Source organism: Streptomyces venezuelae (assembly GCF_008642355.1).
Classification (GTDB): Bacteria; Actinomycetota; Actinomycetes; order Streptomycetales; family Streptomycetaceae; genus Streptomyces; species Streptomyces venezuelae_B.
Genome location: NZ_CP029193.1, coordinates 6,939,784 through 6,960,221, shown reverse-complemented (window position 1 = coordinate 6,960,221; position 20,438 = coordinate 6,939,784). Strand labels below are relative to the sequence as shown.

General features: G+C 70.5%; 18 protein-coding genes. 12 read left to right on the top strand and 6 right to left on the bottom strand.

Going from position 1 to position 20,438, the window contains the following annotated elements; genetic code table 11:
• Positions 1 to 71 precede the first annotated feature (71 nt).
• The 7 genes from DEJ47_RS31850 (at position 72) to DEJ47_RS31820 (ending at position 8,493) form a co-directional block, all read left to right on the top strand.
• The gene (locus tag DEJ47_RS31850; RefSeq protein WP_150174098.1) at positions 72 to 1,238 is read left to right on the top strand and encodes a mandelate racemase/muconate lactonizing enzyme family protein; all 1,167 of its coding nucleotides are present in this window, start codon (positions 72 to 74) and stop codon (positions 1,236 to 1,238) included.
• On the top strand, positions 1,235 to 2,248 hold the full coding sequence (locus DEJ47_RS31845; protein ID WP_150174095.1) for a zinc-dependent alcohol dehydrogenase: 1,014 nt from the start codon (positions 1,235 to 1,237) through the stop codon (positions 2,246 to 2,248). Before DEJ47_RS31850 ends, DEJ47_RS31845 begins: the two co-directional genes overlap by 4 nt.
• 154 nt (positions 2,249 to 2,402) lie before the next feature.
• The gene (locus DEJ47_RS31840) at positions 2,403 to 3,386 is read left to right on the top strand and encodes a hypothetical protein (RefSeq protein ID WP_202459275.1); all 984 of its coding nucleotides are present in this window, start codon (positions 2,403 to 2,405) and stop codon (positions 3,384 to 3,386) included.
• Between the two features lie 4 nt (positions 3,387 to 3,390).
• Positions 3,391 to 4,509, top strand: coding sequence for a multiple monosaccharide ABC transporter substrate-binding protein (gene chvE, locus DEJ47_RS31835; RefSeq protein WP_398338362.1), 1,119 nt, complete (start codon positions 3,391 to 3,393; stop codon positions 4,507 to 4,509).
• Positions 4,510 to 4,526: 17 nt separating this feature from the next.
• Positions 4,527 to 6,065: a multiple monosaccharide ABC transporter ATP-binding protein gene (mmsA, locus tag DEJ47_RS31830; protein WP_150176000.1), complete on the top strand. Its 1,539-nt coding sequence runs from the start codon at positions 4,527 to 4,529 to the stop codon at positions 6,063 to 6,065.
• Positions 6,066 to 6,075: 10 nt separating this feature from the next.
• A complete protein-coding gene (gene mmsB, locus DEJ47_RS31825) occupies positions 6,076 to 7,305 on the top strand; it encodes a multiple monosaccharide ABC transporter permease (protein WP_165284608.1) in 1,230 nt (409 codons plus the stop codon).
• A gap of 39 nt (positions 7,306 to 7,344) precedes the next feature.
• Positions 7,345 to 8,493 (top strand): aldose epimerase family protein, encoded by a 1,149-nt coding sequence (locus tag DEJ47_RS31820; protein WP_150174092.1) that lies wholly within the window; start codon positions 7,345 to 7,347, stop codon positions 8,491 to 8,493.
• Positions 8,494 to 8,499: 6 nt separating this feature from the next.
• Here the strand turns inward: DEJ47_RS31820 and DEJ47_RS31815 are convergent, their stop codons facing one another.
• From DEJ47_RS31815 to DEJ47_RS31805, 3 genes are all read right to left on the bottom strand, one after another.
• A complete protein-coding gene (locus DEJ47_RS31815) occupies positions 8,500 to 9,558 on the bottom strand; it encodes a family 43 glycosylhydrolase (RefSeq protein ID WP_150174090.1) in 1,059 nt (352 codons plus the stop codon).
• A gap of 31 nt (positions 9,559 to 9,589) precedes the next feature.
• Positions 9,590 to 12,100 (bottom strand): alpha-L-arabinofuranosidase C-terminal domain-containing protein, encoded by a 2,511-nt coding sequence (locus DEJ47_RS31810; protein WP_150174088.1) that lies wholly within the window; start codon positions 12,098 to 12,100, stop codon positions 9,590 to 9,592.
• Between the two features lie 162 nt (positions 12,101 to 12,262).
• Entirely contained in the window at positions 12,263 to 13,288 is a 1,026-nt protein-coding gene (locus tag DEJ47_RS31805; RefSeq protein WP_150174086.1) for a LacI family DNA-binding transcriptional regulator, read from the bottom strand.
• A 188-nt stretch (positions 13,289 to 13,476) separates the two neighbouring features.
• On the opposite strand from DEJ47_RS31805, the gene DEJ47_RS31800 reads away from it, so the two are divergent.
• From DEJ47_RS31800 to DEJ47_RS31780, 5 genes are read left to right on the top strand one after another with little or no spacing between them, the layout of a single operon-like run.
• Entirely contained in the window at positions 13,477 to 14,460 is a 984-nt protein-coding gene (locus tag DEJ47_RS31800; protein ID WP_223828566.1) for an ABC transporter substrate-binding protein, read from the top strand.
• Positions 14,457 to 15,242 carry an ABC transporter permease gene (locus DEJ47_RS31795; protein WP_150174084.1) on the top strand — a complete coding sequence of 262 codons (786 nt, stop codon included), beginning with the start codon at positions 14,457 to 14,459 and terminating at the stop codon, positions 15,240 to 15,242. Before DEJ47_RS31800 ends, DEJ47_RS31795 begins: the two co-directional genes overlap by 4 nt.
• Complete coding sequence (locus DEJ47_RS31790) at positions 15,239 to 16,048, top strand: ABC transporter ATP-binding protein (RefSeq protein ID WP_150174082.1); 810 nt, start codon at positions 15,239 to 15,241, stop codon at positions 16,046 to 16,048. Before DEJ47_RS31795 ends, DEJ47_RS31790 begins: the two co-directional genes overlap by 4 nt.
• Positions 16,045 to 16,800, top strand: a complete 756-nt coding sequence (locus tag DEJ47_RS31785) for an ABC transporter permease (protein WP_150174080.1) — start codon at positions 16,045 to 16,047, stop codon at positions 16,798 to 16,800. Before DEJ47_RS31790 ends, DEJ47_RS31785 begins: the two co-directional genes overlap by 4 nt.
• Positions 16,797 to 17,810, top strand: coding sequence for an amidohydrolase family protein (locus tag DEJ47_RS31780; protein ID WP_223828565.1), 1,014 nt, complete (start codon positions 16,797 to 16,799; stop codon positions 17,808 to 17,810). The genes DEJ47_RS31785 and DEJ47_RS31780 overlap by 4 nt, the downstream gene beginning before the upstream one ends.
• 52 nt (positions 17,811 to 17,862) lie before the next feature.
• Here DEJ47_RS31780 and DEJ47_RS31775 read toward each other — a convergent pair whose 3' ends face one another.
• From DEJ47_RS31775 to DEJ47_RS31765, 3 genes are all read right to left on the bottom strand, one after another.
• The gene (locus DEJ47_RS31775) at positions 17,863 to 18,693 is read right to left on the bottom strand and encodes a pectate lyase (protein ID WP_150174078.1); all 831 of its coding nucleotides are present in this window, start codon (positions 18,691 to 18,693) and stop codon (positions 17,863 to 17,865) included.
• 135 nt (positions 18,694 to 18,828) lie between these two features.
• A complete protein-coding gene (locus tag DEJ47_RS31770) occupies positions 18,829 to 19,728 on the bottom strand; it encodes a hypothetical protein (protein ID WP_150174075.1) in 900 nt (299 codons plus the stop codon).
• On the bottom strand, positions 19,725 to 20,312 hold the full coding sequence (locus DEJ47_RS31765; protein WP_150174073.1) for a SigE family RNA polymerase sigma factor: 588 nt from the start codon (positions 20,310 to 20,312) through the stop codon (positions 19,725 to 19,727). The genes DEJ47_RS31770 and DEJ47_RS31765 overlap by 4 nt, the downstream gene beginning before the upstream one ends.
• Positions 20,313 to 20,438 lie beyond the last annotated feature (126 nt).

Here is a 20,438-nt window from a genome sequence, read left to right as displayed (position 1 = left end):
CACCGTGAATACCGTCACGCCAACATTTCGAACGTGTGACGAAATACCGAACAAGTCAAGGGGCAACTGCCTTGCGCATTACGGGAATCAGCACGCATGTGGTCGGAACGCCGTGGCGGAATCTCACCTACGTCCAGGTCCACACCGACGAGGGTCTGACCGGTGTCGGGGAGACCCGCATGCTCGGGCACACCGACGCGCTCATCGGCTACCTCCGCGAGGCGGCGGCCAACCACATCGAGGGGTCCGACCCGTTCGCGGTCGAGGACCTCGTGCGCCGGATGAAGTACGGCGACTACGGCCGGGCCGGCGAGATCGTGATGTCGGGCATCGCCGTCGTCGAGATGGCGTGCTGGGACATCAAGGGGAAGGCCCTCGGCGTCCCGGTGTGGCAGCTGCTCGGGGGGAAGGTCACCGACCGCGTCAAGGCGTACGCGAACGGCTGGTACACCACCGAGCGCACCCCGGAGGCGTACCACAAGGCCGCGCAGGGCGTCATGGAGCGCGGCTACCGCGCCCTGAAGATCGACCCGTTCGGGACCGGTCACTACGAACTCGACCACGAACAGAGCCTGTACGCCGTGTCGTTGATCGAGGCCGTGCGCGACGCCATCGGACCCGACGCGGAGCTGATGCTGGAGATGCACGGCCGGTTCTCGCCCGCCACGGCGATCCGGCTCGCCCGCGACCTCGCGCCGTTCCGGCCCGCGTGGCTGGAGGAGCCGGTGCCGCCGGAGAACCTGAAGGCCCTGGAGAAGGTCGCGGCGAAGGTGGACATGCCGGTCGCCACGGGTGAGCGCATCCACGACCGGATCGAGTTCCGGGAGCTGTTCGAGAGCCAGGCCGTCGACATCCTCCAGCCCGACGTCGGCCACATCGGCGGCATCTGGGAGACCCGCAAGCTCGCCGCCACGGCCGAGACGCACTACATGCTGGTCGCCCCGCACAACGTCGGCGGTCCCGTCCTGACCGCCGCGTCCCTCCAGGTCGGCTTCACCTCCCCGAACTTCAAGATCCTGGAACACTTCAACGACTTCGCGGACGCCGACATCAAGAAGGTCGTCAAGGGCGCCCCGCGGGTCGACCCGGAGACCGGTTGCTTCGAGCTGTCGCACGAGCCGGGTCTCGGCGTCGAACTCGACGTCGACGCGGCCGCCGAGTTCCCGCAGCAGCAGGCGCGGTTCGACCTGTGGGCCGAGGGCTGGGAGAAGCGGTCACCGGGCGGGGCCGACGCATGACGTCACGCGCGATCGTCGTCGACCGCCCCGGCACCCACCGCCTCGCCACCGGGCCGCGCCCCGCGCCCGGCCCCGGCGAGGTCCTCGTCGAGGTCGCCGCCGCCGGGATCTGCATGAGCGACCGCGAGGTGTACGACGGACACCGCGACGCCGCGTTCGTCCGCTACCCGGTGATCCCCGGCCACGAGTGGTCCGGCACGGTGGTGGCCGTCGGCCCCGGCGCCGACCCCGCGCTCGTCGGCCGCAGGACCGTCGCCGAGGGCTTCCGGGCGTGCGGCGTCTGCGCGCGCTGCCGGTACGGCGAGACGAGCCTGTGCACGGGCGGATACGCGGAGACCGGGTTCACCGAACCCGGTGCCTTCGCCGACCACGTCGTGGTGCCCGCGCGACTGCTGCACCCGCTGCGCGACGACGCGGATCTGCGGGCCGCGGCGCTGCTCGAACCGTCCGCGGTGATCGCGGCGGCGGTGCGGGCGGGGCGGGCGCGGCCCGGGGAGCGGATCGCTGTCGTCGGCGCGGGCACGCTCGGGCTGCTCGCCGTGCAGTGGCTCGCGGCGGGCAGCCCGGCCGTGCTGGCCGTCGTCGATCCTCGCGAGGCACGCGGGGCGCTGGCGCTGGGCTTCGGCGGTTCCCTCGCCCTGACACCCGAGGAGGCCGAGTCGGTGTACGGCTCCTTCGATCTCGTCGTCGAGACGGCGGGGGCGGCGACCACGGCCGCTTCGTCCTGTCTGCTCGCCCGCAGGGGCGGGCGGGTCGTGCTCACGGGGATGTTCACGGAGGGGGCCGTGGGGATCGATCCGGTGCATCTGTCGTTGAGTCAGCTGGAGGTGCGGTCCGTCTTCGGGGCGTCGTCCTCGGCGTGGGTGGATGCGGTGCGGGCGTTTGATCTCGGGCTGCTGGATCCGGCCCCCCTCATCACGCATGAGTTTCCGCTGGAGCGGTTCGGGGAGGCGGTTGCCCTGGTCGGGGGCGGTGATCCCAAGACCGGGAAGGTGCTGCTGGTGCCTTGACCTCTTCGTCTGCGGGTCCGACGTGGGTCGCGCCCACGCGGCGGAACCGCATGTGCAACAGCCCCGCGCCCCTGAAAACGGCCCGCACCTCCGCCACGTCGACGTGCGCTCACCGAACCGAACCTCGTTCGAAATATCGGACGAGCATGCCTGAATGCAAAGGACGACCGTGATCGAAGCAGCCCCCTCCCACCCCCGCCGGCCCGGCGAACCCGCCCTCACCGCCCTCGGCCTCGCCGCCCCCTCCCCCGATCCCGCCGACGCCTCACCGCACGCCTTCCCTGACGGGGGCACCTGGCGGGTCGAGATTCCCTCGGTCGAGGGGCCCGAGGCGCTCGGTGTCGTGCTCAAGGAGTCCGCGCGGCTCGACGTGCCGATCCACCGGATCAGTCAGGGCAGCGGCGTCTGGATGCTGTCCGACGCCGAGATCACCGAGATGGTGGAGACGGCCGCCGAGCGCGACATCGAGCTGTGCCTGTTCACCGGGCCGCGCGGCACCTGGGACACCGGCGCCTCCGTGCGCACCGACTCGCACGGTGCCGGGCTGCGTGCCCGCGGCCACGATGCCGTCGCCGGGTGCGTCGAAGACGCCGTGCGGGCCACGGAGTTGGGTGTGAAGTGTCTGCTCGTCGCCGATGAAGGCGTGCTGTGGACGTTGCACCGGGCCAGGGCCGCCGGGATCGTTCCGGCCGACACGACGTTGAAGGTGTCGGCACTGATCGGGCCCGTCAACCCCGCCGCGTACGCCGTCTACGAGCGGCTCGGCGCCGACTCGCTGAACGTGCCGAGCGACCTGACGCTCGCTCACCTCACCGAGATCCGGCGGGTTTCGGCCGCTCCGATGGACATGTACGTCGAGGCGCCGGACGACCTCGGCGGCTACATCCGCATGTACGAGATCGCCGAGCTGATCCGGCGCGGCGCTCCCCTGTACCTGAAGTTCGGGCTCGCGAAGGCGCCCGCCATCTATCCCTACGGCGCCCACCTCCGCGACGTCACCCTCGACACCGCCCGTGAGCGTGTGCGCCGCGGCCGGCTCGCCCTGGACCTGCTCGCCCGGCACGGCGCCGACTCCGGCATGTCGCCGGTCGGCTCCCGGCTGCCCGGTGACCTGACCCGCTTCCCCGAAGGGAGCTGACCCCGTGACCATCCGCAGACGCACCCGCCTCGCCGCAGCCGTGGCCGCAGCCGTCCTGCTCGGCTCGCTCACCGCGTGCGGCCAGGAGGCCAAGGGCGGCAGCCGCTACAAACCGGACGCCGGAGAGGGCGCCACCATCGGCCTCGCGATGCCCACCAAGTCCTCGGAGCGGTGGATAGCCGACGGCGAGAACATGGCGAAGCAGTTCCAGAAGGCCGGTTACCAGACCGATCTGCAGTACGGCGACGACAAGGTCGAGAACCAGGTCGCCCAGCTGGAGAACATGATCACCAAGGGGCGCAGCCTCCTGGTGGTCGCCGCGATCGACGGCTCGGCGCTGACCGACGTCCTGGGGCGTGCGCACGACGCGGGCATCCCGGTGATCTCGTACGACCGGCTCATCCTCGGCACCGAGAACGTCGACTACTACGCGTCGTTCGACAACGAGCGCGTCGGCCGCCTGGAGGCGCAGTACATCGTCGACAAGCTGAAGCTGGGCAAGCCGGAGGACAAGTCCGGCGACTCCTACAACATCGAGCTGTTCGCGGGATCGCCGGACGACAACAACACCAAGTACTTCTGGAACGGCGCCATGAAGGTGCTGCAGCCGTACTTCGACAGCGGCAGGCTCACCGTCCGCAGCAAGCAGACGAGGATGAACCAGGCCACCACCCTGCGCTGGGACGGCGGCACCGCACAGAAGCGCATGGACGACCTGATCAGCAAGAACTACGGCTCGGCGAAGGTCGACGCGGTCCTCTCGCCGTACGACGGGATCTCGCTCGGCATCATCTCGGCGCTGAAGAGCGCGGGGTACGGCTCGAAGAGCCGGCCGCTGCCGGTGATCACGGGGCAGGACGCGGAGCTCGCGTCGGTGAAGTCCATCATCCGGGGCGAGCAGACACAGACGGTGTTCAAGGACACCCGCAAGCTGGCCGCGCAGACCGTGGCCATGGGCGACGCCGTCCTGAACGACAGGAAGCCCGAGGTCAACAACACGACGGGGTACCACAACGGCAAGAAGACCGTACCGGCCTATCTCCTCGACCCCGTCAGCATCGACAAGTCGAACACGGACCTCCTCGTCGACGAGGGGTACTTCACGGCAGGGCAGCTCACGTGAGCCGCCCGGTCCTGGAGATGCGCGGGATCACCAAGACGTTCCCCGGCGTCAAGGCGCTCTCCGACGTGAACCTGACCGTGCGCGCCGGGGAGATCCACGCGATCTGCGGCGAGAACGGCGCGGGCAAGTCGACGCTGATGAAGGTCCTCAGCGGCGTCCACGCCCACGGCAGCTACGACGGCGAGATCCACTTCGAGGGCGAGCGGACGGCCTTCAGGGACATCCGGGCCAGCGAGCGCCGCGGCATCGTCATCATCCACCAGGAGCTCGCCCTGGTCCCCCACCTGTCCATCGCCGAGAACATCTTCCTCGGCAACGAACAGGGCCGCCGCGGGTTCATCGACTGGCACGGCACGCTGCGCAGGGCGAGCGCGCTCCTGAAGCGGGTGGGCCTGGACGAGAAGCCGCAGACGCCGGTCGCCGACATCGGCGTGGGCAAGCAGCAGCTGGTGGAGATCGCGAAGGCGCTGTCCAAGGAGGTGAAGCTGCTGATCCTGGACGAGCCGACCGCCGCGCTCAACGACGAGGACAGCGCCAAGCTCCTGGACCTCATCGTGGAGCTGCGCGAGCAGGGGATCGCCAGCATCATCATCTCCCACAAGCTGAACGAGATCCGGGCCATCACGGACTCGGTGACGATCCTCCGCGACGGGCGGACCATCGAGACCCTGACGGTCCGCGAACGCCCGGACAGCGACCCGCAGTTGTCGGAGGACCGCATCATCCGCGGCATGGTCGGCCGCGACCTCGACCACCGCTTCCCCGACCGCACGCCCTACGAGGGCGAGGACGCGGGTGCTCCCGCCCTCTCCGTGGAGAACTGGACGGTGCGGCACCCGGTCGACCACCAGCGCACGGTCGTCGACGACGTGTCGCTGACCGTGCGGCGCGGTGAGATCGTCGGCATCGCGGGGCTGATGGGCGCGGGCCGCACGGAGCTCGCGATGTCCGTCTTCGGCCGCTCCTACGGCCAGTACGTCACCGGCACCGTGTCGGTCGGGGGCCGCAGGGTCGTGACGAAGACGGTGCCCGCCGCGGTCGACGCCGGGATCGCGTACGTCACGGAGGACCGCAAGCAGTACGGCCTGAACCTCATCGACGACATCAACCGGAACATCTCCCTGGCCTCGCTGCCCGGCATGCGGCGCAAGGACGGCTTCGTGGACGGACACCACGAGCGTTCCGTCGCCGAGCGCTACCGGAAGTCGATGAACATCAAGGCGCCCACCGTGTTCGAGCAGGTGGGGCGGCTGTCCGGCGGCAACCAGCAGAAGGTCGTGCTCAGCAAGTGGATCCACGCCGACCCGGAGGTGCTGATCCTCGACGAGCCGACGCGCGGCATCGACGTCGGCGCGAAGTACGAGATCTACACCGTCATCGACCGGCTCGCCGCGGCCGGCAAGGCGGTGCTGTTCATCTCCTCCGAGCTGCCCGAGCTGCTCGGGATGTGCGACCGGATCTACACGATGGCCGAGGGCCGGCTGACCGGTGAGGTCGACCGCGCGGACGCCACCCAGGAACTCCTGATGCGCCACATGACCAAGAACAGAAGCTGAGGCCTCCGCCATGACCACCACGACCAAGCCCGCGCGCGACACGACGTCCGCGCCACCCGCCCGGCACTCCGTCGGCGAGCTGCTGCTGCGGAGCGTGCGCTCCAACATGCGCCAGTACGGGATGCTCATCGCCCTGGCGTTCATCGTCATCCTCTTCCAGATCTGGTCGGACGGCGTCCTGCTCCTGCCGAGCAACGTCTCCAACCTGATCCAGCAGAACGGCTACATCCTGATCCTGGCCATCGGCATGATGATCGTCATCATCGCGGGCCACATCGATCTGTCCGTCGGCTCGCTGGTCGCCTTCGTGGGCGCCATGTCGGCGGTGATGATGGTCAAGCACGACATGCCGTGGGTGCTCGCGCTCGTCCTGTCGCTGCTGATCGGCGCGGTCGCGGGCGCGTGGCAGGGGTTCTTCATCGCATACGTCGGCATCCCGTCCTTCATCGTGACGCTCGCCGGGATGCTGCTGTTCCGCGGACTGACGCAGATCGTCCTGGAGGGCCAGTCGCTGTCGCCGTTCCCCGACGGCTTCCAGAACATCGCCAAGGGCTTCATCCCGGAGATGGGCCCGTACACGCAGTACCACAACCCGACACTCGTCATCGGCTTCGTGACCATCGTGTTCCTGGTGTTCCGCGAATGGCGCAGCCGCAAGCAGCAGTTGGCGTACGACCTGGACGTCACGCCGACGAGCCTGTGGGTGGCCAAGCTGGTCGCGATCAGCGCCGCCGTCGTCGCCTTCACACTGACCCTCGCGAGCTTCCGCGGTGTGCCGGTGGTGCTGCTCATCATGTGCGGTCTGCTGATCGGGCTCGGCTACGTGATGCGCAACGCGGTCATCGGCCGGCACGTGTACGCGCTCGGCGGCAACAAGGCGGCGGCGAAGCTGTCCGGCGTCAAGGACAAGCGCGTCACCTTCCTGATCTTCGTCAACATGGGTGTGCTCGCGGCCCTCGCGGGCTGTGTGTACGCCGCGCGGCTGAACGCGGGCACCCCGCAGGCCGGCCTGAACTTCGAACTGGAGGCGATCGCCGCCTCGTTCATCGGCGGTGCGTCGATGAGCGGCGGTGTGGGCACGGTGATGGGCGCCGTGATCGGCGGCCTGGTCCTCGGCGTGCTCAACCAGGGCATGTCCCTGGTCAACATCGGCACGGACTACCAGCAGGTCATCAAGGGCCTGGTGCTGCTGGCGGCGGTCGGTTTCGACGTCTGGAACAAGCGCAAGGTCGGCCGCTAGCCCTGTCCCCCGAGTCCCCCCTTTTTTCTGGAGGCGCACATGGAAACGAGCAGACGCACCGTGCTGGCGGCGGCCGCGGCGGGCATCACGACGACCGTGGCGGGCGGCACGTCGTACGCGACGGACGGCGCCCGGCCCACGAAGGAGCTGTTCGGCAGGCTCGCCGACGGCACCAAGGTGTACCGCTGGTCGCTGGCGAACGGCGGCACGCGGCTGAAAGTCCTGTCGTACGGCGGCATCGTCCAGTCCCTGGAACTGCCGGACCGGCGCGGCCGGTACACGAACGTCTCCCTCGGCTACGACAGCGTCGAGGCGTACGTCGCAGGGGACACGTTCTTCGGCGCGCTCATCGGCCGCTACGGCAACCGCATCGCGCGCGGCCGCTTCACCCTGGACGGCACCACGCACCAGCTCTCCGTCAACGACGGCGAGAACAGCCTGCACGGTGGCGCGAAAGGCTTCAACACGCGCGTGTGGGACGTGGAGCCGTTCACAGGGCCGTCGGGGGTCGGTCTCGTCCTGCGGTACGTGAGTGTCGACGGTGAGATGGGGTACCCCGGCACGCTCCGCGTGAAGGTGACGTACACCCTCACGCCGCGCGGCGACTGGCGCATCGATTACGCGGCGACGACCGACAGGGCGACCGTCGTGAACCTCACCAACCACACGTACTACAACCTCGCGGGCGAGGGCAGCGGCGGCATCTACGACCACGAACTGACGCTCGCCGCGCGCCGGTTCACCCCGACGGACGCGGTCCTGATCCCGACGGGCGAGCTGGCGCCGGTGGCGGGCACTCCCTTCGATTTCCGGCGGGCCAAGACCGTCGGGAAGGACATCCGCGTCGCGCATCCGCAGCTGGTGGGCGCCAAGGGGTACGACCACAACTGGGTCCTGGACAAAGGCCTCACCCGCCGCCCCGAGCACTTCGCGACGCTGCGGGACCCGGACTCCGGCCGCACGATGAGGATCGCCACGACCGAGCCCGGCGTCCAGTTCTACTCCGGCAACTTCCTCGACGGCACCCTGGCAGGCCCCTCGGGCCGCACGTACCGCCAGGGCGACGGCCTCTGTCTGGAGACCCAGCACTTCCCGGACTCCCCGAACCACCCGTCGTTCCCTTCGACGGTGCTGCGGCCCGGGGAGACCTACAGGTCGAGCACGGTGCACGCCTTCTCGGCGCGCTGAGCGGGGTCAGCCTCCGACGACCCTTCCGTCCGCGACCGGGACACCGAAGTCCGGTGTCCCGTCCGGCTTCCAGCCGAGGCGCTGGACGCGGGTGTGCCGGTTCGGGTCGTTCAGGGGGTCGCCGGTGATGTCCTTGTACTGGCGGGCGTGGTAGACGAGGACGTCCGTGCGGCCGTCCTCGGCGACGGTGAACGAGTTGTGGCCGGGGCCGTACTGCCCGGTCCGCTCGTTGCTGGTGAAGACGGGCCGCGGGGACTTCGTCCACGAAGCGGCGTCGAGGAGGTCACTGCCGGCGTCCGCGGTGAGCAGACCCAGGCAGTAGTTGGCATCGGTGGCACTGGCGGAGTACGTCATGAAGACCCGTCCGTTGCGCTGGATGACCGACGCACCCTCGTTCACCTTGAACCCGACGCACTCCCAGTCGTACTCGGGTGTGGTGAGCCGTACCTGAGGCCCCGTCAGGGTCACCGGGTCAGCCATGCGCGACAGGAACACGGCCGTGTTGTTGTCCGTACCGGGCTCGTACTGCGCCCACGCCAGATAACGGGAGCCGCGGTGGGTGAACGTGGTCGCGTCCAGGGAGAACGTGTCCCAGGCGGTGACGATGCGCCCCTTCTCCGTCCAGGTCCCCTTGAACGGGTCTCGGTGGGGGTTCTCCAGGACCCACATGCGGATCTTCCACACGTCGTCGGCGGGCGCGGCGGCGAAGTAGAGGTACCACTTGCCGTCGATGTGGTGGATCTCCGGCGCCCAGATGTGCGCGCCCATGTCGCCGCTCGCGTGCCTGCGCCAGACGACGGCCTCCTCGGCGGTGGCGAGGCCCCGCAGCGTGCGGGAGCGGCGCAGGATGATGCGGTCGTACTCGGGTGCGGTGGCGGTGAAGTAGTAGCGGCCGTCGGTGTGGCGGTGGATGTGCGGGTCGGCGCGCTGCCGGACGAGGGGGTTGGCGTAGGGGGCCGGGCGCGCGGCGGCGGATGTCGTGGAGTGGGCGACGGCGGGGGCGGCGGTGAGGGCGCCCGCGGCGAGGGCCGCGCTCTTCAGGAGGAGTCTGCGGTCGGGATACATGGGGTCGGGCACCTTTCGAGGAGGGTGGGGGTTACTCCGTCTTGATCCGCAGGAACGTCACCGAGTGCGCGGGGAAGGTGTACGAGAAGGTGTCGTCCACGCCCTTGAAAAGGGACGTCTTCGGTGCGACGGGCCGCTCGTCCTCCGTGTTCTCGGCGGCCGGGTCGGCGGTCAGTGTGGTGACCCGTGCCTCCGGCGCGACCCGCGCGCCCGCGCCGAGGCCGATCTCCGTGCGGGCCTGTGCCGCGCGGGCGTTGACGACCTTGACGATCAGTTCGCCGGTGGCCTTGTCACGGGTGACGACCTGGCGGAAGGGTTCGGCGGGCTTGTCGTCGGTGAAGGAGCCCCACTTCTTGCCGTCGAGGTAGAGCGTCACCTGGCGGCCGCGCACCTCGACGCGCAGGTCGTAGCTGCGGCCCGTGTCGATGGTCGTGCCGTCCTCGGCCATCGTCTGCTTGCCGCCGTCGGTGCTCTTCTCGACCGCCGAGCGGGTGTTGTTCCAGCCGCCGAGGTTCCACCAGTAGTGGTTGCCGGTGTCCTGGACGCCGAAGGCGACCAGGAAGCCTTCCTTGCCGGCCTTCTTGGTGGCCTTCACTTCGAGGTCGTAGTTGCTCCAGTTCGGGTCGCCCGCGGTGACGAGGGTGTCCTCGGCGGTCTCGTCGGACTGGACGTACGCGCCGTCCCGTACCGTCCAGCTGCCGCGTCCCGTCGACTTCCGCCACTGCGCGTCGCCGGCCGAGAAGTCGTCGGCGAGGAGGGTCCCGCCGTCCTCCCCGGTGACCTTCACGTCGTCGTAGGCGGCGCTGGTCGCCCAGGTGGAGAGGCCGACGGCGCCGGTGATGGGGCCGGTGGTGGCGGGAGTGCCGGAGGCGGTGGAGGGCACCACCTCGTCACCGACGTTGCGCATGAAGAGCTTCTGCGTCTCGTAGTTCGCCGAGCCCCAGGACTGGTCGTTGTCGAACCAGATCATGTTCGGCTTCCACTGCACGTAGTCCTCGTTGGCGAGCAGCGGCGCGTACGAGGCGAGCTTCACGATGTCGGCGTTGCGCTCCAGGCCGGTCATGAACGCGGCTTCGGAGAGCGAGTCGGAAAAGCGGTTGCCCTGGGAGGCGTACTCGCCCAGGAACACCTTCGGGCCCCCGCGGTCGTAGGAGTCGTAGCGGCCGTTGTTCTCCAGGAACCACCGGGGGCTGTTGTAGTAGTGCTCGTCGACCATGTCGACGTTCGCTTCCCGGTTGAGTTTCCATGCCGTGTCGAACGTCGAACCGCTGTCGTCGGGGCCGGAGTTGGAGATCACCGTCACGTCCGGGTACGCGGCCTCGATGGCCTCCCGGAACTTCTTGAAGCGCGCGAAGAACGCCTCGGGCAGGTTCTCCTCGTTGCCGACCTCCAGGTGGGTGAGGCGGAAGGGCTTGGGATGGCCCATGTCGGCGCGCTTCCTGCCCCACTCGCTCGTCACGGGCCCGTTGGCGAACTCGATGAGGTCGAGGGTGTCCTGGATGTGCCGCTTCAGGAGCGCGTCGTCGTCGGTGGCCTTGTTCTGGCCGCAGCCGGTGACCAGGGCGGGCACCACGGGCAGCGGCATGGCGCCGGTGTCCTCGGCGAACTGGAAGTATTCGTAGTAGCCGAGACCGTAACTCTGGTTGTAGCCCCAGAAGTTGCTGTTCGTGGCGCGTTGTTCGACCGGGCCTATGGTGTCCTTCCACTGGTAGGAGCGCTTCCGCTGCCAGCCCGACTGTTCGTCGTACGCCTCATGGCTGCCGGTGTTGACGAGACAGCCGCCCGGGAAGCGCAGGAACCCCGGGCGCAGGTCGGCGATCTTCTGCGCGAGGTCCTTGCGCAGGCCGTTCTCGCGGCCCTTGTACGTGTCGCGCGGGAAGAGGGAGATCATGTCGAGTGCGACGGGGGCGCCGGCCCGCACGGAGAGGCGGCCGTTGGCGGAGGTGCGGGTGGCGGTGAAGGAGGCCTCGTACTTCGCCCAGCCGCCCCGCGCGGTGACGCGGCGGGCCGTGGCCAGGTCGCCGGTGGAGTCCGTGATGCCGATGGTCAGCGGTGCGCGCGCCGAGGCGTCGGTGCGGGCCCAGACCGAGAAGTCGTACCGCCGGCCCCGGATGACCGCGATACCGGTGTTGTAGCCCGAGTTGGTGACGGTCGAACCGGCGTCCATGGAAAGGTAGTTGCGGTTGCGGGCGTTGAGGCGCCCGTCGTCGTTCAGGACCCGCGCGGCGCCCGCCACGTCCCACGAGGTGAGCGAGGTGTAGGCCGTGTTGTCGTCGGTGCTGTACTCGAAGGACCTGTTCTGCACGAGCTCCGCGTAGAGCCCGCCGTCGGCCGCGCGGTTGATGTCCTCGTAGAAGACGCCGTACATCGTGTCGTCGATCTTCGCGCCCGTACGGGCCGTATCGACGTCGATCGTGTAGTCGGTGGGCCCGTCGGGGCCGGCCCCCGCCGCGCCGGGGCTCGCAGCGAGCGCGCCCGCGAGCAGGGACCCCAGCACCCCCGCGGTGAGCCCGATTCTCCAACGTCCGCGTGCCAAGCCCATCTCCGCCACCTCTACCGTGTTCGATATTTCAGACACCGGTCAGGATTACGAACGCAACTTAGGCAGTGGTCCTGGGCACGTCAACGCCTCGCGCAAGAACGGATGCCGGGTTCGCGATGCCGAACAGAAGGCGCCCGAAAGGAGCGGAAAGTCGTGGGTTGTTCAGCGCGTCCGCGCACGCCGGGCCGTCGTCTCCCGGGCGACGAGCCGGTGGCTGAGCGTCGTGGTCGAGCCAGGGGCGGCGTCGGGGCCGGGAGGGGAGTCGACGATGCGGCGAGCGGCCATGGCCCCCATTTCGTACAGCGGCAGGCTCACCGTCGTGAGACCGACGTGCCGCGCCACCCCGAGGTCGTTGATGCCGGCGACCGAGATCTCCCCCGGCACGTCGATGCCCGCCTGCCGCAGTGCGCTGAGCACGCCGACCGCGGCCTCGTCGTTCGCGGCCACGACGGCGTCGGGCAGCGGGGGCCGCGCGATCAGCCGCAGCGCGGCGGCGTGCCCCGCCTCGTGGTCGAAGCCGCCGGGGACGCAGCGGGCCCCGTCGGCGAGCCCGGCCGCGGCCGTGCAGGCGAGAAAGCCCTCCCTGCGCTGCCGGGTGACAATCATGCCGGGCGGGCCCTCGATCAACGCGATCCGGCGGTGGCCGAGCGAGACGAGATGGTCGGTGACGTCGTGGGCGGCCGCGCGGTTGTCCACGGTGATCGTCGGGCAGCCGAGGGAGCGGTCGGCGAGCGCGACGGCCCGGACGCCCTGCTCCCGCGCCTGCCGGACGGCCTTGACCAGGGCGGGCAGGTGCGGGTCGTCGATGAGGCCGCTGCCCGCGAAGATCACGCCCGCGGCACGGTAGTCCCGCATGACGCGCAGCCTGCCGAGCTCCGTCTCGGTGCGCCGGTCGACGTTGGAGAGCATCGTGACGTAACCGGCCCTGGTCGCCACGTCGTCCACACCGCGGGCGATGACCGAGAAGTACGGGTTCACGATGTCGCTCACCAGGACGCCGACGAGACGGCTGTGGGGCGAGACCATCGCGCGTGCCAGGGCGCTCGGCGAGTACTCGAGGCGCTCGGCCGCCGCCAGGACCTTGGCCCGCGTCGCGGCCGACACGGGATGGGCCGACCCGCTGAGCACACGCGACGCGGTGGCCACGGCCACGCCCGCCTCCCGCGCGACGTCCACCAGTGAACTCACGGCCCACCCCCATGGGAAAGGTTTTCCTCAAAGCCATCCTCAACGTCGCACAGGGGGCCGAGGAACCACAAGGGGCTGCTCCAAGTCGCTTGCGATTGCTCCGAATTGAGGCTTGACCGTTCCGCGAGGCAGAGGGCTAGCCTCCAAAAAGGAAGACGTTTTCCCACCCATCACTCAAGGGGGAAACCATGCACGCCCGGCACCGATTACTGACCGTGCTCGCAGCCCTGACCGCCCTCACCGCGACCGCCTGCGGCAGCACCGGCACGCACACCCGCGCCGACGGAACGCTCTCGTTCACCGTCGCGGTCGTCGAACCCGACCTGACCACCGTGCCGATCCTGGCCGCCCTCGACGCCGTCCGCGCACAGGGCCACGAGGTCGACGTCGTCGAACTGGCCGCGCCCGAGCTGGCCGTCGAGGGGCTCGCCAAAGGCCATTACGCGATCTCCGCCGAGGCAACGGGCCCGGCGCTCAGCGCCATCGAGCAGGGCGCCCCCATCAGGATCATCGCCGATGCCGTCGGCAACCAATGGGCCCTCTACGGCAAACCGTCCATCGCGTCCTGCGACGACCTCGGCGGGCGCCCGTTCGGCATCTTCAGCGAGGGCGCGGTGGCGACGGCCATCGCCAAGGACTGGGTGGGCAGCGCGTGCGAAGGCGGCGTGCGCCCCCGGTACCTGACGATCGGCGGCTCGGACGTGCGGGCGCAGGCCCTCGTTTCGGGGGAGATCGACGCGACGCCGCTGGAGGTCTCCGACGCGGTGTCCCTGGAGTCGTCCGGCGCCTCGGGGTTCACGAAGGTCGTCGACTTCGCCGAGACCCTGCCGGACCTGCACCCGCAGACCGTGTACGCGAACTCCGGCTTCCTCGACGAACACCGCGCGGTGGCACAGGAGTTCGTCTCCGCGCTGGTGCGGGAGCACGCGCGGATCACCGCGGACCCGCGGCGCCTCGTGGCCCTGGCCCGGACCCACCTGCCGGCGCAGGACGCGGCGGACGTCGGGCGGGCCGCCCGGCGGTACAGCGACGCGAAACTCTTCGACGCGGCGGCCCTGACCCCGCACAACGTCCAGCGCACCATCGACTTCTTCGCCCGAGCCGGGGTGATCGGACAGGGGATGACCGCGCGGGACGCGGCGGATCTCGGCTTCGTCGAGGAGGCGTCATGACGCTCCTCCGGCGGACCCTCCGCGCGGACCTGCCCTGCCGGCTCCTCACCTTCGCGCTCTTCGCCACGGCCTGGGAGCTGTACGCGCGCGAGCGCGGCGGCCTGCTCCTGCCGACCTGTACGGAGACGGCGCGCGCCACGGTCGCCCTCCTCGGCGAGGCGGAGCTGTGGCGGGCCCTGTACGTCAGCAATCAGGCGCTGCTGCTCGGCTTCGCCCTCGCCCTGACCGCCGGCGTCCCCGCGGGCATCGTCCTCGGCAGGTTCCGGCGCCTGGAACGGTACGCGGACGTCTACGTGAACATCCTCCTCGTCACGCCGATGGCCGCGGTCATCCCGCTTCTGGTGATGTCGGTGGGGGTGGGGACCGTCTCGCGCGTCGTCATCGTCACGGTCTTCTCGGTGGTGATGGTGCTGGTGAACAGCCGCGCGGGCGTACGGCAGGTGGACCCGACACTGATCGAGATGGCCCGCTCCTTCGGCGCCGGCGAGCGGCAGCTGTGGGCGCGGATCCTGCTGCCCGGTGCGCTGCCCGCCGTCATGACGGGCGTCCGGCTCGGTCTCGGGCGCGCGGTGACCGGCATGGTCGTCGTCGAACTCCTCATGGTGTCCGACGGGTTGGGCGGTCTGATCCTCACGTACCGGGGCCTGCTCAAGGCCCCCTTTCTCTACGGCACCATCGTGATCATCCTGATGGAGGCGCTGCTGCTGATCTCCGTCGCACGGTGGGCCGAACACAGGCTGACCCGATGGGCACGGACACGGACGGCGGGGGGCTACCGGTGATCAGGATCCAGGGACTGGCCAAGAGTTTCGTCGGACAGGACGGCCGTACTGTCGAGGCGCTGCGGGACGTCGACCTCGACGTGGGCGCACACGAATTCCTGACCGTGCTCGGGCCCAGCGGCTGCGGCAAGACGACGCTGCTGAAGGCTGTCGCCGGGCTCGTGCCGTGGGACGACGGCGACATCCTCGTCGACGGCGTCCCGGTGCGCGGCCCAGGGCCCGACCGCAGCGTGGTCTTCCAGAACTTCGCGCTGCTGCCGTGGGCGACCGTCCTCGGCAATGTGGCGTTCGGCCTGCGGATGCGGGGCGTCGGCCGGGCCGAGCGCGAGGAGCGGGCCCGCGCGCTGATCGCCGCCGTGGGCCTCGCGGGCTTCGAGAGCAAACTGCCCGGCGAGCTGTCCGGCGGCATGCAGCAGCGGGTCGGCATCGCCCGCGCGCTCGCCGTCCGGCCCCGCGTGCTGCTCATGGACGAGCCGTTCGGCGCGGTCGACGAGCAGACCCGGCGTCTCCTCCAGGAGGAACTGCTCGCCATCTGGGAGGAGCACCGACCGACCGTCGTGTTCGTCACCCACAGCCTGGAGGAGGCCGTGCTCCTGGGCGACCGCGTCGTCCTGATGAGCGCACGGCCCGGCCGGATCGCCGACATCGTGCCGGTGGACCTGCCCCGGCCGCGCCCCACCGACGTCGCCGCCCTCGGCCGCACGGGCCGCTACGCCGAGATCACGGGCTATCTGTGGGACCGGCTGCGCGCCATGCACGCGGAGCACCGCCCGGCGCTCTCCCGGCGGGCCGGGGCGGCGTCATGAGGCCGCCCGCCGCACCGCTCGCGCTGGCTGTCGGCGCCGGGGCCTGGGAGCTGACGGGACGCCTGGCCGACGCGTCGTTCTTCCCTCCGCTCAGCACGGTGGCGGCCAGGCTCGGCGAGCTGACGGCCGACGGGGAACTGCTCGGCAGCCTCGGCGCCAGCCTGGTCAACCTGGCGCTCGGCTTCGCCCTCTCCCTGCTGGGCGGCTTGGTCACCGGCGTGGCCATGGGCCGCTTCCGCCGGGTCGAGGCCGCCCTGGACGTGTACGTCAACGCGCTGCTCACGGCCCCGACGCTGGTCTTCGCGCCGGTGTTCTTCTCGCTGCTCGGCGCGGGCCGCGCCTCGGTCGTCGCGGTGGTCGTCACCTACGCGATGTTCGTGATCATCGTGAACACGGCGGCGGCCGTCAGGGCGGTGCCCGCCCACCTGGTCGAGATGGCGCGCTCCTACGGGGCGGGCGAGTGGCAGGTCCTGGTGCGCGTCGTGCTTCCGGCGGCCGCTCCCCTGATCATGGCGGGCGTACGGCTCGGGGTCGGGCGCGCGGTCACCGGCATGGTCAACGGCGAGATGTTCATCGCCGTCGTGGGGCTCGGTCATGTCGTCACCGAGGCGGGCGGGCACTTCGACAGCGCGGGCGTGCTGGCCGTGCTCGTGGTCGTGATCGCCGTCGCGCTCGGCGCGATCGCGCTGGTCGGGGCCGTCGACCGCAGGCTGAACCGCTGGGTGCCCGACACGGCGAGGGGAGCACGGTGAAACTCGACGCGTACAGCCACATCCTGCCCGCGCCCTACTTCGCCCGCATGCGCGAACTCGCCGTCGACCGGGCCGCGTTCAAGCGGTGGCTGGAGCTGCCGGCGCTGCACGACGTCGACGCGCGGCTGCGCATGATGGACGAGTTCGGCGAGGACTACCAACAGGTGCTCACGCTCTCCTCGCCGCCTCTCGAACTCCTCGCGGGCCCCGGGGAGTCGGCGGCCCTCGCGCGGCTCGCCAACACGTCGATGCGTGAGCTGTGCGCCCGCAGGCCCGACCGTTTCCCGGCGTTCGTGGCCGCGCTCCCGATGAACGACCCGGACGCGACCATGACGGAACTCGCCCACGCCGTGGACGACTTGGGCGCGCGGGGCGTGCAGGTCTTCACCAACGTCGGCGGACGGCCGCTCGACGAACCGGAGTTCGCGCCCGTCTTCGACGAGATGGCCCGCCGTGACCTGCCCGTCTGGCTGCATCCGGCACGCGGCGCCGGCTTCGCGGACTACGCCTCCGAGGACACCTCCGCGTACGAGATCTGGTGGGCGCTCGGCTGGCCGTACGAGACGAGCGTGGCCATGGCCCGACTGGTCTTCTCCGGGCTCATGGAACGCCACCCGGACATCAAGATCATCACGCACCATCTGGGGGCGATGATCCCCTACCTGGAAGGCAGGATCGGCCTCGGCTGGAGCGACCAGCTCGGCAGTCGCACCGCGGGTGACGCGTACGAACGCCTGCACCGCGCGCGGCTGCCGCGGCGCCCGCTGGAGTACTTCCGCCGCTTCTACGCCGACACCGCCCTGTCGGGATCCGCCATCGGCACCCGCTGCGGCCTGGACTTCTTCGGCACCGACCGCGTCCTGTTCGGCACCGACTGCCCCTTCGACCCCGAGGGCGGCCCCCTGTACATCCGCGAGACGATCCGCGTCGTCGACGGCCTCGACATCACCGAGGCCGAGCGGGAACAGATCTACCACGGCACCGTCCGGCGGCTGATGCGGCTGGACTGAACGGGCACGGGGCGCCCCCGCCGCTCGTCGTCGGCGGGGGCACCGCTCGCCTCTACCGGTAACTGATGTCCGAGGCCGTGAACTTGCAGTACGTGCCGTCGGGGCCCGAACCCGTCTTCGTCGGCTCGTCGCCGTTGCTGTTGCCGGTGAAGCGGTCGCACGTGGCGATCTTCTTGTTGCCGTCGCCGTGGATGCGGATGTTGCGCAGCGCGGCCGTGTCGCCGTAGTTCGTGTTGATGCCGACGATCGACTTGCCCGGCGCGGTGACGTCCACGTCGTTCACGGTGATCGTCCGCCTGTACTGCTGGGAGCAGTTGCCGCAGGAGCGCACCAGCTTCCCGAAGCCGGAGACCTGGAACTTGGTCACGACCAGCTTGCCCGCGCCGTTGAACTGGAAGACCTTGTCGTCGGCCTTCCGCGCGCCCCCGCCGTACACGGCGTACGTCGAGTTCGCCGACGTCCCCTTGAAGGTGGCCGCGTCCTCGCCGACGTCCTCCCACCACACGTTCTGCAGCGTGCAGCTGCCCTGGCAGTGGATGCCGTCGGCGGCGGGGGCGCCGATGATGACGTTCTTGAGGACCGCGCCGTCCTTCAGCTCGAAGATCGGGTCCTGGCCCTCGTTCTGGCCGTCGCCGCCCAGGTCGCCGGTGCCGTAGTAGCGCTTGAGGCCTCCGTCGCGGGTCCCGGAGACCTCGATGGTCTTCGCCGTGGGCGCCTGGCCCCTGGCCTCGGGCCAGGCGGTGGCCGCGCCCGCGGGCGACAGCATGCTGTTCGTCGCGATCCCCGCGCCGGTCAGTGCGAGCGCGGCGGTCACCGCGCCGATGGCCCGGCGCGTGGTCAGGCGCCGCTTGCGGCCCTTGCGCAGTTCGGCTCGTGATGTCATGAGTCCCATTCCTCGTGCTCGGGGGGGGTGGTGCTTGGGACGGGAGTGCGTCTCCGCTGTGTGGTCTCCGCGGGCGGGGAATGGGTTGCCGCCGGGCGGAATCTTTTTTCGAGCGGTCCGCGAGACCTCACGCCCTCACGCGAAGTCCCCCCGCCACACCGCCCGTTCCTCCGCGGTGCCCGCACGGACCTCGTACGAGTCGTCGCCGGCGTCCCGCTTCCCCGCCGGGTGGTTGAACTGCCCTGCGAAGACGTGCTCCCCGGCCGGCACCGTCCGCCCCCGCTTGAGCGTCCACCGGTAGACGAGATCGCCGTCCCGCTCCGTCACCGACACGTCGAAGTCCCCTTCGGGCAGGGACCGCCAGTTGCCGGTGTCCTCGACCTGCCCGCTCCCCGCGACGCGCAGCTGCACGGTGAGCGAGGTCAGCGGCTTCTTCGCCTTGACGGTGATGTCGCTCTGCGACCAGTACGCATGGGAGCCGGGGTCGATCGAGCCGTCCGCCCACAGGAGCCGGTCGGCCGGCACCCTCTTCCCGGACGCGGTGGTGTCCTCGTCGTCCGTGGGTTTCCCGCTGCTCTTCGGGGGCTCGGCACCCTCCGAGGGCCCCCGGGACGTGGACCCCGAAGGCTTCCCGCTCTCCCCCGCGCCCGGGGAACTCGAAGGCGGCCCGCTCGGGCGGCGCGTCGGCGGCGCGAGCGTGCCGGTCGGCTCGGGCGACGCGGCCGGAGGCCCGGACGACGTGCTGGTGGCCACGGACTGCGGGGCATCGCCGTCGCGCAGCGCGACGGACACCCCGTACCCGGCGACCGCGAAGATCCCGGCCACGGCCGCCGTCGCGCCCACCACCCGGGGCCAGGACGCGCCACCCACCCGGCGGGTGCCCTTCGAACGGCCCTCCGGACGCTCGCCCTCGGCCATGCCGCGCTCGACGCGCGCCAGCATCCGCTCCCGGTCGGGCCGGTGCGCCCGCGCCGCGCCACGCAGCTTCTCCCGCACGGCGTCGTCACGCCGGTCGTCGTGTCCGTCGTCCCTCATGTGCTTCCCCCCGTGTCCGCCACGACCGCGCGCACCCGGGCGAGCGCGGGGTCCGGGCCGAGGCGTCGTTGCAGCTCAGCCATGCCTTTCGACGTCTGGCTCTTCACCGTACCCACCGAGACCCCGAGGGCCTGCGCGGTGTCCTTCTCCGACAGGTCGAAGGCGTGCCGCAGGACCACGCAGGCCCGCTTGCGGAAGGGCAGCGCGCGCAGCGCTTCCCTCACGTCGACGACAGCCGGTACGTCGGGGTCCGCGACGCCCTCGTCGCGGCCCGACCAGAACAGCGTGATGCGGCGCCGTTCGCGCACGGCGCTTCGGATGCGGCTGCGCGCCATGTTCGCGACGACGCCCCTGGCGTACGCGGCGGGATGGTCGGCGGCCCGGACACGGTCCCAGCGGTGCCAGAGCGCGAGGAGCGCGTCGGCCGCCAGGTCGTCCGCCCCGTCGGCCTCGCCGGTCAGCAGATGGGCGAGGCGGGCGAGCTCGGCGTAGTGCCGCTCGAAGAACGCGTGGAACTCAGCCTCCGCGTCCGCGTCCCCTGCTGCCCCTGTCGTTCCGGCGGGTCTCTTTGCCCGTGTCGCCATGAGCGAGCGTCACCTGCCCCACGCCATGGACCGTCGCGCGGGTCCCGGAAGAGATTCCTTCGCCGCGGCAACCCTCACCGCACCGGCGGCGACAGAGACGTACCCACCCGTCCCCGCGTCCAGCGG